The 13,382-nt window shown below is 71.8% G+C and carries 13 protein-coding genes; 8 read left to right on the top strand and 5 right to left on the bottom strand.

The window, feature by feature from the left end; translation table 11 throughout:
• The first annotated feature begins 121 nt into the window (after positions 1-121).
• The 8 genes from ABT092_RS07415 to ABT092_RS07450 are packed head-to-tail and all read left to right on the top strand — an operon-like array spanning position 122 to position 7,596.
• Complete coding sequence (locus tag ABT092_RS07415) at positions 122-901, top strand: amino acid ABC transporter ATP-binding protein (protein ID WP_351240809.1); 780 nt, start codon at positions 122-124, stop codon at positions 899-901.
• A complete protein-coding gene (locus ABT092_RS07420) occupies positions 891-2,093 on the top strand; it encodes a hypothetical protein (protein ID WP_351240811.1) in 1,203 nt (400 codons plus the stop codon). The genes ABT092_RS07415 and ABT092_RS07420 overlap by 11 nt, the downstream gene beginning before the upstream one ends.
• Before the next feature lie 56 nt (positions 2,094-2,149).
• The gene (locus ABT092_RS07425) at positions 2,150-3,007 is read left to right on the top strand and encodes an ABC transporter substrate-binding protein (protein ID WP_351240813.1); all 858 of its coding nucleotides are present in this window, start codon (positions 2,150-2,152) and stop codon (positions 3,005-3,007) included.
• Positions 3,008-3,052: 45 nt separating this feature from the next.
• The gene (locus tag ABT092_RS07430) at positions 3,053-3,751 is read left to right on the top strand and encodes an amino acid ABC transporter permease (RefSeq protein WP_351240815.1); all 699 of its coding nucleotides are present in this window, start codon (positions 3,053-3,055) and stop codon (positions 3,749-3,751) included.
• Between the two features lie 5 nt (positions 3,752-3,756).
• The gene (locus ABT092_RS07435) at positions 3,757-4,518 is read left to right on the top strand and encodes a BtpA/SgcQ family protein (protein WP_351240817.1); all 762 of its coding nucleotides are present in this window, start codon (positions 3,757-3,759) and stop codon (positions 4,516-4,518) included.
• Positions 4,515-5,036 carry an ureidoglycolate lyase gene (locus ABT092_RS07440; protein WP_351240819.1) on the top strand — a complete coding sequence of 174 codons (522 nt, stop codon included), beginning with the start codon at positions 4,515-4,517 and terminating at the stop codon, positions 5,034-5,036. The genes ABT092_RS07435 and ABT092_RS07440 overlap by 4 nt, the downstream gene beginning before the upstream one ends.
• Positions 5,033-5,992, top strand: coding sequence for a carbohydrate kinase family protein (locus ABT092_RS07445; protein WP_351240821.1), 960 nt, complete (start codon positions 5,033-5,035; stop codon positions 5,990-5,992). Before ABT092_RS07440 ends, ABT092_RS07445 begins: the two co-directional genes overlap by 4 nt.
• Positions 5,989-7,596: a thiamine pyrophosphate-binding protein gene (locus ABT092_RS07450; RefSeq protein ID WP_351240823.1), complete on the top strand. Its 1,608-nt coding sequence runs from the start codon at positions 5,989-5,991 to the stop codon at positions 7,594-7,596. The genes ABT092_RS07445 and ABT092_RS07450 overlap by 4 nt, the downstream gene beginning before the upstream one ends.
• Before the next feature lie 213 nt (positions 7,597-7,809).
• Here ABT092_RS07450 and ABT092_RS07455 read toward each other — a convergent pair whose 3' ends face one another.
• The 5 genes from ABT092_RS07455 to ABT092_RS07475 all read right to left on the bottom strand — a co-directional run bounded on the left by ABT092_RS07455 (position 7,810) and on the right by ABT092_RS07475 (position 13,031).
• A complete protein-coding gene (locus tag ABT092_RS07455) occupies positions 7,810-8,922 on the bottom strand; it encodes a LacI family DNA-binding transcriptional regulator (protein WP_351240825.1) in 1,113 nt (370 codons plus the stop codon).
• Positions 8,923-9,092: 170 nt separating this feature from the next.
• Positions 9,093-9,878 carry a succinate dehydrogenase/fumarate reductase iron-sulfur subunit gene (locus ABT092_RS07460; protein ID WP_351240827.1) on the bottom strand — a complete coding sequence of 262 codons (786 nt, stop codon included), beginning with the start codon at positions 9,876-9,878 and terminating at the stop codon, positions 9,093-9,095.
• On the bottom strand, positions 9,875-11,806 hold the full coding sequence (locus tag ABT092_RS07465; protein WP_351240829.1) for a fumarate reductase/succinate dehydrogenase flavoprotein subunit: 1,932 nt from the start codon (positions 11,804-11,806) through the stop codon (positions 9,875-9,877). The genes ABT092_RS07460 and ABT092_RS07465 overlap by 4 nt, the downstream gene beginning before the upstream one ends.
• Entirely contained in the window at positions 11,806-12,627 is an 822-nt protein-coding gene (sdhC, locus tag ABT092_RS07470; protein WP_351240831.1) for a succinate dehydrogenase subunit SdhC, read from the bottom strand. The genes ABT092_RS07465 and sdhC overlap by 1 nt, the downstream gene beginning before the upstream one ends.
• A 59-nt stretch (positions 12,628-12,686) precedes the next feature.
• A complete protein-coding gene (locus tag ABT092_RS07475) occupies positions 12,687-13,031 on the bottom strand; it encodes an Rv0250c family protein (protein WP_351240969.1) in 345 nt (114 codons plus the stop codon).
• Positions 13,032-13,382: the final 351 nt, after the last annotated feature.

Genomic DNA, 13,382 nt, shown 5'->3' on the forward strand with positions numbered 1-13,382 from the left:
GTTTCGAAAGATTTGGTGGAAGCGATGGTCCGTCGCCACATTTCTGCTCTCGACCTGCCCGCCTGCTTCTGAGTACTCTCCTCCCACTTCAATCGTGTCGAAGTCACCCAAAGGAGGGCTTGTGGGGATACCCGCCACACCCGTACCGCTGCTGGACGCACGCAACCTGCACAAGCGCTACGGCGACAAGCCCGTCCTGCGCGGTGTCGATCTGTCGATCTATCCGGGACAGGTCAAGGCCATGCTCGGCCCCAGCGGGTCCGGCAAGTCGACCACGCTGCGTCTCGTCAACCTGCTGGAGCGGGCCGACCAGGGCACCATCGAGATCGACGGAAGGCGACTGGGCCTCGTCGGCAAGCCGGGCGCCGAGCGTCCCGCGCCCGAGCGGATCGTGGCCAAACAGCGCCAGGTCGTCGGGATGGTGTTCCAGCAGTTCAACCTGTTCCCCCACCTGAACGCCACGCGGAACGTGATGAGCGGGCTCACCACGGTGCGTCGCCTCCCGCACAAGGACGCCGAGGAACGGGCGGTCGCGATGCTCAAGCGGGTCGGGCTCGGCGCACACGTCCACAAGTACCCGTCGGAGCTGTCCGGTGGTCAGCAGCAGCGCGTCGCCATCGCCCGCGCGCTGGTGATGGAGCCGAAGCTCATGCTCTTCGACGAGCCGACCAGCGCCCTCGACCCGGAACTCGTCGGCGAGGTGCTCCGGGTGATGGAGGACCTCGCCCGGGAGGGCATGACGATGCTCGTCGTCACGCACGAGACGCAGTTCGCGCGCCGGGTCGCCGACGAGGTCGTCCTGTTCGACGACGGCGTGATCGTCGAACAGCAGGAGCCGGAAGGCTTCTTCGACAATCCGCAGAGCGAGCGCACCAAGGAGTTCTTGCGCCATGTCCACTGAGACCACCCTGCCCGCCCCGCCGCTCGCGCCGCACGCCGCGGTGACGGAGTACGTCACGTGCCGGGCCGACGACCTGGACGCCGCGGACGCGATGATCCGCGCACGTGCGATCCGCGGGGCGGAGGTCTTCATGAACGACCTGAAGCCGCGGACCTCCCCCCTGGCCGGCACCGCCGAGGAGCGCTCGGCGCTCCGCTCGGCGCTCCGCGCGGCGGGCGTCCGGCGACTCCACTCCTCGTACTGGGCCGCACCGACCGCATTCGTCGCCAACGTGCAGTTCGGCGAGCTCGTCGAACGCTTCGAGAGCACCGACCAACTCCGCGACTACTTCGGTGACCTGACGGGTACCCACATGTTTTCGCGCTGGTGCGACGAATACGCCCTCGCATGCGAACTCGCAGCGGACGCCTACGTGTTCCACCTGATCGACTACATGCCGGTCGACGGAGCATGGGAATTCACGGTCGACCGACAGGTCGTCCTCGATGCCATGGTGGTGCTCACCCAGCGGTTCCTACGCGAGCTGGACGATCGAGGACTCGTGAACGGGAGTTCTCCGGTCATCGAGTTGGAGAACGCCGGCTGGGGCCTCGAATTCGGCGCCCAGACCGCCGAGGACTTCGTGGAATTCCTGGCGAAGGTCCACGACCCGGCGGACCGACTGCGGTTGGGCTGGGACCTCAACCACCTCCTGCACGCCGTGGGGACCTCCGACGGCAAGGCCGCGTTCCTGCTCCCCGACGCGGAGATGACGCCCCGGATGAGGGAACTGGAGCGTCGGGCAGCCGGCGACGTGCGCGAGCTGTCGGCGGCCTGGATCGCCCAGAACGTGCTCGACGAGCGTCTCCTGGACCGCGTCTCGGCACTCCACCTCTCCGACTGCCCGGCGAAGGACGTGGAGTACTTCCGCAACGGCGTGCTCGACGAGGCCCACGCCGTCGAGGGCGACCGGGAGACCCGGCAGGCGGCGGGACTCCGCATCGTCCTCGACCACTACGACAACCACGTCTGCCTGGGGGACGGCGTGCTCGATCCGGCGGAAGTGCGCCGGGTCGTCGACGCCCTCGCCGACCGGCATCCGCTGATGGTGCTCCACGAGCTGAAGAACGCGCCGGACGTGTGGGCCGAGGTGGACCGTCAGCGTGCCCGCCTCTGGAGCGCCCCGAGCGATCGACAGGACACCGAGGGATGACCCCGTCCCCGCGCACCACCGACACCATCCGAAGCACGGAACCGAAGGAGGTCGCCATGCGACACCGAGGAAAGACTCTGCTCGGCATCACCGCCATCACGGCCCTGGCCGCGTCCCTGACCGCGTGCGGCTCGGAGTCCACCACCACCGACGGCAGCAAGGGGCCGGCCGGCCTGCAAGAGGCGGGCGTCCTCAACCACTGCGTCGCGCTGAGCTACGAACCGCTGGAGTACTACGAGAACGGCACCAGCGGGAAGGTCATCGGCTGGGACGTCGACGGGGCACGCGAGGTCGGCAAGGTCCTCGGCGTCAAGACCAAGGTCAACGTCATGGAGTTCGACGGGCTCATCCCCGGCCTGCAGTCCGGCAGGTGCGACCTGGCCTGGTCCGGCATGTACATCGGCAAGGAGCGGGTCCAGGTCGCCGACGCCGTCCCCGTCCTCCAGGCCGGGAACGAGGTCGTGCTGAAGAACGCCGTCGCGGCGAAGGTCAAGGAGCCCCTGGACCTGTGCGGGCTGCGCATCGCGGCGCAGACCGGGACGAGCGCCGAAACGACCATGAAGGACACCAGCGACGAGTGCAAGGCCGCCGGCAAGCCCGGGATCACGGTCACGGGATACCCCGGTTCGGTCGACGCGATCCCGGCGATCCGCAGCGGCAAGCTCGACGGGCTCGTCGACACGAACGTGCTCACCGCCACCCTGGGCAAGAAGAACGACGACCTCACGCCCGTCCCCGGCCTGTTCCCGGTGGAGAACTGGTTCGGCGCGTTCACCGACAAGGGCAGCAAGCTCTCGCCCGAGATCGAGAAGGCGATCCACACCCTGATCGAGAACGGCACCCTCGCGAAGCTGGCCGAGAAGTACGGGCTGAACCCCGATCAGGTCGCGAAGGTCGACACGAAGGCGCTGTAGCAGCATGGTGCCCCGGGTGCGGGGCACCCCGCCAGTGAGGTTGAAATGAGCTTCGATCCATCCATCTTCTGGGAACAACTGACGTCCTCGATCTACCTGCGGGGTGCCCTCACCGCCGTGCTGGTCGCCCTCGGCAGCCTCGTGCTGGCCATCGCGATCGGACTCGCCGTGGCACTCATGAAGACGTCACGGAGCAGGCTCGCCAAGGCGTCGGCCAACACGTACCTGTGGTTCTTCCGGGCGCTGCCCTCCATGCTCCTCCTCCTCGTCTGCTGGAACGCGCTCCCGCAGTTGATCCCGGCCTTCCGGGAGGACTGGTACACCCCGTTCGTCGCGGCGATCATCGCCCTCGGCATCAGCGAGGGCGCGTACGTGGCGGAGACGCTGCGCTCGGCGATCATGTCCGTCGACCGCGGCCAGGTCCTCGCGGCCCGGGCGCTCGGGATGACCCCCGTGCAGTCCTTCGTCAAGGTCGTCGTGCCACAGGCGACCCGCATCGCCCTCCCGCCCCTGGGCAACGAACTCGTGGCCCTCGTGAAGCTCACGGCGATCGCGAGCGTGATCTCGCTCCAGGAACTGCTGCGCGTGGCCACCATCGGGGTCCAGGCGACCTTCCGCTACGCGGAGTACTACGCCGTCGCGACCGTCTACTACCTGATCATCGTCTCGCTCATCATGCTCGGGCAGAGCGCCCTGGAGAAGCGATTCCGATGGACGTCACGGAAAGGCCGGACAGCCCAGTGAACGACATGACGCGGGTCGCCGCGGCGGAAGGCCGCTGGCACGCGCTGTTCCCCACGCCCAAGCCGGTGCTCGCCATGCTCCACCTCGGGGGCGACGACGCGGCGGACCGGCTCTCCCGGGCCCGGACCGAGGCGGCCGTGCTCCTGGACGGCGGGGTCGACGCGGTCATCGTGGAGAACTACTTCGGTGACGTCGACGACGTCCGCCGCGTCCTCGACGCCCTGTCGAGCGAGCCGACGCCCAAGGTCATCGGCCTGAACGTGCTGCGCGACACCGAACGCGCCTTCGCGCTCGCCGAGGAGTTCCCGGTGGCGTTCGTCCAGATCGACTCGGTCGCCGGACACCTCGCACCCGACGCCGACCTGGAGTTCGCCGCCCGCCTCGCCGAACTCCGCGCGAACAGCCGCGCCCTCGTGCTGGGCGGTGTCCGCTTCAAGTACCAGCCCGTGGAATCCGGCCGGTCCGAGGCCGAGGACCTCGCTCTCGGCGCGGCACGGACCGACGGGATCGTGGTCACCGGAGACGGCACCGGCATCGAGACGGCCGTGTCGAAGATCGAACGGTTCCGCGAGGCCCTCGGGCCGGAGGTCCCGTTGATCGTCGGCGCCGGAGTGACCGACGCCAACGCCGCCGAGCAGCTCCGGCACGCCGACGGAGCCGTCGTCGGCAGCTTCTTCAAGGACACGTACCGTGACACCGGCATCGTCGACGCGGACCACGTCGCCCGCTTCATGGCGGCCGTCGCACGGGTGAGGAGCGGACGGTGACCCCGGTGAAGTCGGTACCCGTCCCCCGGGCCGTCACGGCGCGCACGCCCGACGCCGTGTCGTTCGCGCCCTTCGGCCGGGTCCTCACGCCGCATGCGGGCCCGCGTCCCGACCTGGTCGTCACCGACGGGCCCGGCTGGACGGACGCCTACACCCGTGAGGCGCTCGTACGCGAGAACCCGCACCTCGGGATGACCTCCGCCCCCGGGATGCCGTTCACCTCCACCGTCATGGAGCGCCACGCGAACGTCGAGGAAGCCCTGCTTCCGACGATGTCCGCCGTGGTGCTGGCGGTGGCCGGCCCGACCGGCACGGACGCGCCCCGGGCCGAGGACGTCCACGCGTTCGTCATCGCCCCGGGCACCGTCGTCGTGCTGAACCGGGGGGTGTGGCACGACGCCTGCCGCGGACTCGAAGGGCCCACGTCGTACTACTGGTTGTCCTCGTGCGCCGATGCCGGCTCCTCGCCCTGGACGCCGATCGCCGGCGGCCCCGTCGACGTGCGGGTGGCCCGATGACCGGCACGAACACGCCGGCGGTCTTCATCGGCGACGTGGCACTGGACGAGTACTTCGCCGCGGACACCTGGGCGATGCCCGGCAACAAGGCGATCATCACGACGATGGCGACCTACGTCGGCGGCAGCATCGCGAACGCCGCCCGCGTGCACGCGGGGCTCGGCGGGAGAACCGAGTTCATCTCCCTCCTGAACAGCGGGGACCTGACCACGCGGATGCTCGCGGCACTGGCGGACGGGCGTGTCGCCGTTCCGCACATGCTGTTCGACGAGGAGATCGGCGACCCCCGCAACCTCATCTTCCTGGTCGACGGCGAGCACGTCGTCCTCACCCCCGACGTCGACGAGCGCCCCATGCGGCTGCCCGAGACGGCCCTCGCCGAACTCGCGCGGCCCGGATACCTCTACACGACGCTGAACCGCGCGCGGAGACTGAGGTCCACCGGGCTCGACGCCTCCAAGGTGCTGGCCGTCCTGCGGGACGCGGGCCGCAGGATCGTGTTCGACCTCGATGTGGACGGGATCGACGGCGGTGACGCCGGGCTGGTCAGAGGCGCCCACCTCGTGATGATGAACGACCGCGGCTTCGAGAAGTCCTTCGGGGCGGATGCCTCCGAGGACCAGGTGCGAGCATGGCTCGCATCCCATGAGGTGGACATCCTGCTCCGGTCGCAGGCCGCCGCGGGAGCGACTGCGTACACTCCCGGCGAGACGCTCGTCACCCCGGGCTACTCGGTGCCCGTCTCCGACGTCACCGGCGCGGGGGACACCCTGGGCGGCTCCCTCGTCTTCGCCCTGGGATCGGGATGGCCCCTGCCCCGGGCGATCGCCTTCGCGGTGGCCGCCGCGTCCCGCTCGGTCATGCACCTCGGACCCAACGGCGGCGTCGCGACCCTGGCCGAGGTCGAACGGTTCGCCGCCGGCTTCGCCGAGGAACCTGCGGAAGGGACGCCATGACGACGAACGACAGCCGGTACGCCGACACGGCCGGGCGCGCGGTGCTACAGACCCTGCGCGCGTACGGCATCACGACCGTCTTCGGCATTCCGGGGACGCACAACCTTGAGCTGTACCGGCCGCTGTCGGACCTCGGCATCCACGCCGTGACGACCCGGCACGAGCAGGGCGCGGGGTACGCCGCCGACGGCTGGGGGCAGCAGACCGGTCTGCCCGGTGTCGTGATCACGACCTCGGGGCCGGGGCTCCAGAACGCGATGAGCGCCGTCGGCACCGCGTACTGCGAGTCGCGACCGCTCATCGTGCTGTCACCCGGTGCACCGCTCGGGCAGGAGTTCGGCGACCGCGGCAGCCTGCACGAGACGAAGGACGCCTCGGGCATGGCCGGGGCGGTCGCCGAGTGGTCCCGGCGGGTGGCTTCGGCGGCCGAGGCCGTCCAGGCGGTGCACGACGCGTTCGAGCTGTTCCGCACCGCCCGGCCGCGCCCCATCCACATCGAGATCCCGCTGGACGTGCTGGAGGGCCCCGCCCGGGTGCCCTCGGCAGCCCGGGAGGCGCGGCCGACGCCGCCCCCGGCGGCCGGCGACCCGGACGCGGTGGCCCGTGCCGCAGCTCTGCTCGCCACCGCCGCGAACCCGGTGGTCATCGCCGGCGGAGGAGCGACCCGCGCCACCGCCGAGGTCACCGCGCTCGCTGAGCGACTGCGCGCGCCCGTGCTGACGACGCTCAACGGCAAGGGCACGGTGGACGAGCGCCATGCGCTGTCGCTGGGCGCGAACCTGCGCCTGCCCGCCCCACGGGCCGTGGCCGAGGCGTCCGATGTCCTCCTCGTGTTGGGGTCCAAGCTCGGTGAAGCCGAGCTGTGGGTGCCGGCACTGCGGCCCGGGGGCCGGGTCGTGCGCGTGGACGTCTCGGCGGACCAGCTCCAGAAGAACCTCGCCGCCGACGTGGCGGTGCAGGGAGACGTCGCGGCTGTCGTCACCGCCCTCCTGTCGGCGCTGCCGGACCGCGGCGGGGCGGCGACGCCCGACCTGAGCACGGCGCGGGCCGAGACCGCCGCGCAGATCGTCGAGGCGCTGCCGGCGACCGTGGAACTGGGGGCACGGATCGTCGAGGCGCTGCCTGACGACGCGATCGTCGCGGGCGACTCGTCCCAGATCGTCTACCTGGCCGTCGCGAACCAGCTGCGGCAGGCCCGGCCGCACTCGATGCTCTACATGCCCACCTACGCGACGCTCGGGTACGGGCTGCCCGCGGCGATCGGCGCGCGCGTGGCCGACCCGACGCGCCCCGTGGTCACCGTGACCGGCGACGGCGCCCTCATGTTCTGCGTGAACGAACTCGCGACCGCCGTCGAGCAGCGACTGGACCTGACGGTCGTGTGCGTCGACAACGGCGGGTACGCCGAGATCAAGCAGAACGAACGGGACCGGGGCATCCCTCCCATCGGCGTCGACCTCGTCCAACCCGACTGGGCGGCGCTGGCCACGGCGTTCGGCGCGAGGGGCACCCGGGTCGAGTCCGGTGCCGACGTGGGTGCGGCGATCCGCGCCGCCGTCGAGGCGGGCGGGGTGCACCTCGTCCACGTCCGTCAGGAGGCCTGAGCACCGCGAGCACGTCCGTGAGGCAGCGACCCCACGAACCCCGCGGACGCCGCGCCCCGACCCGGCCGGAGGGCCCGGCGCCCTCGACGGCCCCGGGCGGCCCTCCCGCGGGGCGGGGGTTCGGCGCGTCCCCGTGCGGGCACGGCGCCGACCGGGTCGAGCGACGGCGGGGAACGGAGCGAGCCGCCCCGTGCCGCCCCGGCGCCCGGTCGCTCAGCAGCCGCAGCTCGCCCGGCGGGCCACCGACACCGGCAGCACCAGCGAGACCGGCTCGCCGGGCACCAGTTCGGGCACGTCCGGCATCCGCTCGGCGCCGTTGCCGCCGCCCAACCGGCGCACCAGCAGTTCCACCGCGACCTCGCCCATCCGTCGCATCGGCTGGCGGACGGTGGTGAGCGCGGGCCGCACCAACCGGCTGAGCGCGATGCCGTCGAAGCCGACCACCGCGATGTCTGCGGGCACCCGCAGCCCCCGGCGCTCCAGGGCGTGCAGGGCGCCCACGGCCATCTGGTCGTTGGCGAACAGCAGCCCCTGCGGGGGCGGTTCGCCGGCCGCCGCAGCCCGGTCCACCAGGGCGTCCGCGGCCCGGGCGCCTTCCGCCCGGGTCATCATCGGCGCCCGTAGATCGGGTGCGTCGGGCACCGGGAGGCCGGCCGCGGCGCACGCGGCCCGGTAGCCGCGGAAGCGGGCCGCGACGTCCGGGGAGTCCTCGGCGGCGCCGACGAACGCGAGCCGGGTCAGCCCGTGGTCCACCACGAGGTGCCGGGCGAGCGCCCGCTCGCCGTCCTCGTTGGCCGCCTCGACGTGGTCGAGGTGGTCCAACTGCTCGGACTCCCGGGGCCCGGCCAGCATCACCACCGGCAGCCGCCGGGAGATGACCTCCAGGTCCTCGGTGGGCACCGTGCGCGCGAGCACCGCGAAGCCGTCCACCCGTCCGGCGACCTTGGCCACCCAGCTCTCCGGGCCGCCCTTCAGCGAGGCCGCGATCAGCAGGGCGTACCCGTGGCGGCGGGCCGCCCGTTCCATGCCCCGGATGATCTGGTCGGAGTACAGCATGGCGGCGTCGTCCTCGTCGGACCCGTCCGCCTCGTGCTCCGCCTCCGGGTCCGAGTAGTCCGGGAAGCACAGGCCCAGCACGCCCGTGGAGCGGCTGGCCAGCCCCCGCGCACTGCCGCTGGGCACGTAGCCCAGCTCCCGTGCGGCGGCGAGCACCCGGTCGCGCGTCTGCTGCCGTACGGAGTCGGGGGTGCGGTACACCCGCGACACCGTCGCGATGGACACCCCGGACCGCTCCGCGACGTCGTACACCGTGGGGGCTGTGCTCACCCGACCGACCGCCTGCCTGTTCGTTGACCGTGACCGCCCGCCGGGTGCGCGCACGCCCGCGGCAACGGAATGAAAGCGCATTCACAGTAGGTCGCGGAGCACGGCGGGGGCAAGACGGTACCGCCCGCGCCGTCGTGCGCGGGGGCACGACGGCGCGGGACGGAGGAGGTTCAGCGCCCCCGGCGGCGGATCTTGTCGCCGAGCCAGACCAACGGGTCGTACTTCCGGTCGGCGACGCGTTCCTTCAGCGGGATGAGCGCGTTGTCGGTGATGCGGATGCCCTCCGGGCAGACCTCGGTGCAGCACTTGGTGATGTTGCAGTACCCGAGCCCGTGCTCGTCCTGGGCGGTGGCCTTGCGGTCGAGGCCCGAGGCGGCGGCGTCGTCCAGCGGGTGCATGTCGAGTTCGGCGACCCGCATCAGGAACCGGGGGCCCGCGAAGGCCGTCTTGTTCTCCTCGTGGTCCCGCACCACGTGGCAGGTGTCCTGGCACAGGAAGCACTCGATGCACTTGCGGAACTCCTGCGAGCGGTCCACGTCCTCCTGCTGCATCCGGTACTCGCCGGGCGCGAGGTCCGGCGGGGGGACGAAGGCCGGGACCTCGCGGGCCTTGGCGTAGTTGAAGCCCACGTCGGTCACCAGGTCGCGGACCACGGGGAAGGCGCGGAGCGGGGTCACCGTGACGGTCTCGGCGGGGTCGAAGACCGACATCCGGGTCATGCACAGCAACCGGGGCCGCCCGTTGATCTCCGCGCTGCACGAACCGCACTTGCCGGCCTTGCAGTTCCAGCGCACCGCGAGGTCGGGCGCCTGGGTGGCCTGGAGCCGGTGGATGATGTCGAGGACCACCTCCCCCTCGTTCACCTCCACCCGGAAGTCGCCCAGTGCACCGCCCCTGGCGTCCCCGCGCCAGATCCGGAAGTGCGCCTCGTAGCTGGTGGATGCGGAGGTCGTCACTCGTACAACTCCTCTTCGGCGAGGTACTTGACCAGCTCCTCCTTGTCGAAGAGGGCCAGTAGGTCGGAGCGGACGGGCTCGGTCTCGACCCGGGTGAGGGCGATCCCGGGGGCGCCCGGGTCACCGTCCTCGGGCGCCGGGGCCAGCGCGCAGAGCAGGTTCACCCGGCGCCAGGCCCGGTCCATCTCCGGCCGGTCCTCGCGGGTGTGGCCGCCGCGGCTCTCCGTGCGCTCCAGCGCCGCCCGGGCCACGCACTCGCTGACCAGCAGCATGTTCCGCAGGTCGAGGGCGAGGTGCCAGCCCGGGTTGAACTGCCGGTGCCCCTCGACGGCGACCTGCCCGGCACGCCGCCGCAGCACGGCGAGGCGTTCCAGGGCCTCGGCCATCTCGCTCTCCCGCCGGATGATGCCCACCAGGTCGTTCATCGTCTGCTGGAGCTCCTGGTGCAGGGCGTACGGGTTCTCCGGGGCCGCCCCGGGGCGGGACCCGTCCTCGGGGACGGCGCCGAAGGGGCGCAGCGCCTCCGCACCGGCCCGGTCGACCGCCTCCGCGGAGGGGACCGGGCGGTCCTCCTCGGCCAGCCCGGCCGCGTACCGGGCCGCGTGCAGCCCGGCCCGGCGGCCGAACACCAGCAGGTCGGAGAGCGAGTTGCCGCCGAGCCGGTTGGAGCCGTGCATCCCGCCGGCGACCTCGCCCGCGGCGAACAGCCCGGGCACCCCGCGGGCCGCGGCGGTGTCCGAGTCGACGGCGACCCCGCCCATCACGTAGTGGCAGGTGGGCCCGACCTCCATGGCCTCGGCGGTGATGTCCACGTCCGCGAGTTCCTTGAACTGGTGGTACATGGAGGGCAGTCGACGTTTGATCACCTCCGGGGACATCCGGGTGGACACGTCGAGGAACACCCCGCCGTGCGGGGAGCCGCGACCGGCCTTGACCTCGGAGTTGATCGCCCGGGCGACCTCGTCGCGGGGGAGCAGCTCCGGGGGGCGGCGGTGGTGGTCGGGGTCCTCGTACCAGCCGTCCGCCTCCTCCTCGGTGCGGGCGTACTTGTCCTTGAAGACCTCGGGCACGTAGTCGAACATGAACCGTTCGCCGCGCGCGTTGCGCAGCACCCCGCCGTCGCCGCGGACCGACTCGGTGACCAGGATGCCCTTCACCGAGGGCGGCCAGACCATGCCGGTCGGGTGGAACTGCACGAACTCCATGTTCAGCAGCGGCGCCCCGGCCAGCAGCGCCAGCGCGTGCCCGTCGCCGGTGTACTCCCAGGAGTTGGAGGTCACCTTGAAGGACTTGCCGATGCCGCCGGTGGCGAGGACCACCGCGGGGGCCTCGACGACGAAGAAGCGGCCGGTCTCGCGTTCGTAGCAGAACACGCCCGCCACCCGCCCGTCCGGGGCCTTGAGGATGCGGGTGACCGTGCACTCCTGGAAGACCTTCAGGGTGCCCTCGTGGTCGCCGGACTCCTTCGCCGCCTCCTGCTGGAGGGAGACCACCTTCTGCTGGAGGGTGCGGATCAGCTCCAGCCCGGTGCGGTCGCCGACGTGCGCCAGGCGCGGGTACTCGTGGCCGCCGAAGTTCCGCTGCGAGATGCGGCCGTCGCCGGTGCGGTCGAAGAGCGCGCCCCAGGTCTCCAGCTCCCACACCCGCTCGGGCGCCTCGCGGGCGTGCAGCTCGGCCATCCGCCACTGGTTGAGGAACTTGCCGCCGCGCATGGTGTCGCGGAAGTGGACCCGCCAGCCGTCGCCCGCGTTGACGTTGCCCATCGCCGCGGCGATGCCGCCCTCGGCCATCACGGTGTGCGCCTTGCCGAACAGGGACTTGCAGATCACCGCGGTGCGCAGGCCCTGGGCGGCGGACTCGATCGCCGCCCGCAGCCCGGCGCCGCCGGCGCCGACCACGACGACGTCCCACTGCTGTCGTTCCACCATCAGAAGAACCTCGGATCGTCGAACGCACCGCTGGCCAGGAGGTACACGTAGAAGTCGGCGAGTCCCACGCTCAGCAGGGACGCCCAGGCGAGCTGCATGTGGCGCGCGTTGAGCTTGCCGACCCAGCCCCACAGCCGGTAGCGGACGGGGTGGCGGGAGAAGTGCTTGAGCCGTCCGCCCACGACGTGGCGGCAGGAGTGGCAGGAGAGGGTGTACGCCCAGATCAACACGATGTTGACGAGGAAGACGAGGCTGCCCAGGCCCATGTGGCCCCAGGCGTACTCCGCGTTCCGGAAGGTGAGCACCGTGTCCCAGGTGAGCAGGACCGCCACCAGCAGCGCCGCGTAGAAGAAGTAGCGGTGCAGGTTCTGGAGGACCAGGGGGAAGCGGCTCTCCCCGGTGTACCTGCGGTGTGGCTCGGCCACCGCGCAGGCGGGCGGCGAGGCCCAGAAGCCCCGGTAGTACGCCTTGCGGTAGTAGTAGCAGGTGAGCCGGAAGCCCAACGGGAAGACGAGCACGATCAGTGCGGGGGAGAGGCCCCACCAGCCGCCCACCAGCTCCCAGTTGGGCCCGCCGCGCATGGGGGCGCAGTTCTCGGCCAGGCAGGGGGAGTAGAACGGGGAGACGTAGGGGGCGGCGTAGTAGTCGGTGTTCGCGAACGCCCGCCACGTCGAGTAGACGATGAAGGCGAGCAGCCCGGCCGCGGTCGCCGCGGACGGGAGCCACCAGCGGTCGGTGCGCAGGTGCGGGGCGTCGATGGCGGCGCGGTCGGAGGTGCGGACGCCGCCGGGCGGGGCGGGGGGTCGGGTGCCAGGGGCCAACGGGACTCCACTCGGTCGGGACTCGGGCCGGGGTCGGGCCCTCCGGCCGCGGGGGCGACTCAGGGGGCGTGACGGTGCAGCGCGCCGAGTCCCTCGTCGTCCGCATCCGTCCACAGGGAGCTGTCGTACGGGGTGTCGGGAACCCATACGACCTCGTCCGGCCGGGGGGCCGGTTGGTGCCGGGGGGCGGGGCTCGGGTGCGCACCCCGCGGGGTGCCCGGTTCCTCGCCCGACGCGGGCCTCCCGTGCAGGAGGTCCACGCTCTGGTGCAGTTGAGCCAGGTCGGTACGGAGCCGTCGGATCTCCCTCACGTCGTGCCCGACGTGCTCGACGAGCCGGTCCACGGTGCGGGTGAGGTCGTCGATGCGATGTCGTACGGCGGTCAACTCGTCGTGGTGAGACAGGGCTTGCCCTCGCTTTCGAAGGAGCGGGCGGCAACGTCCGTGCGCCAGTGAGTGTTCCGTGTCACATCGAGAGTTGGGAAGACGCCGGTCGCGCTTTCTTGACACTGGCCGGTAGTCGTGGTGGGCGTGGGGTGAGAGGGGCCTCACATGCGCAGGTGACGGCCGGGGCGGGGCGTCGCCCGGTCGTGGCCCGTCCGGGCGGCCGTTGACCGGATCACTTCCGGTCAACCGGGAGCGGAGGTCGCCCGGCCGCCCCGCACCGGCCGCCGGCGGCGCCGGCGCACCCCTCGGCCCTCCCCGCGCGCCCCCGCGAGGACCGGACGGCCAGCCGGGTGAGGTTCACGGCCCCCG

It is taken from the genome of Streptomyces sp. NPDC002490 (assembly GCF_040296045.1).
Classification (GTDB): domain Bacteria; phylum Actinomycetota; class Actinomycetes; order Streptomycetales; family Streptomycetaceae; genus Streptomyces.

Bases quoted from the DNA above. Each gene is read 5' to 3' on its own strand.
- ABT092_RS07420 (WP_351240811.1), top strand. From the start codon at position 891: ATGTCCACTGAGACCACCCTGCCCGCCCCGCCGCTCGCGCCGCACGCC.
- ABT092_RS07425 (WP_351240813.1), top strand. From the start codon at position 2,150: ATGCGACACCGAGGAAAGACTCTGCTCGGCATCACCGCCATCACGGCC.
- ABT092_RS07430 (WP_351240815.1), top strand. From the start codon at position 3,053: ATGAGCTTCGATCCATCCATCTTCTGGGAACAACTGACGTCCTCGATC.
- ABT092_RS07435 (WP_351240817.1), top strand. From the start codon at position 3,757: ATGACGCGGGTCGCCGCGGCGGAAGGCCGCTGGCACGCGCTGTTCCCC.
- ABT092_RS07445 (WP_351240821.1), top strand. From the start codon at position 5,033: ATGACCGGCACGAACACGCCGGCGGTCTTCATCGGCGACGTGGCACTG.
- ABT092_RS07450 (WP_351240823.1), top strand. From the start codon at position 5,989: ATGACGACGAACGACAGCCGGTACGCCGACACGGCCGGGCGCGCGGTG.
- ABT092_RS07465 (WP_351240829.1), bottom strand. From the start codon at position 11,806: ATGGTGGAACGACAGCAGTGGGACGTCGTCGTGGTCGGCGCCGGCGGC.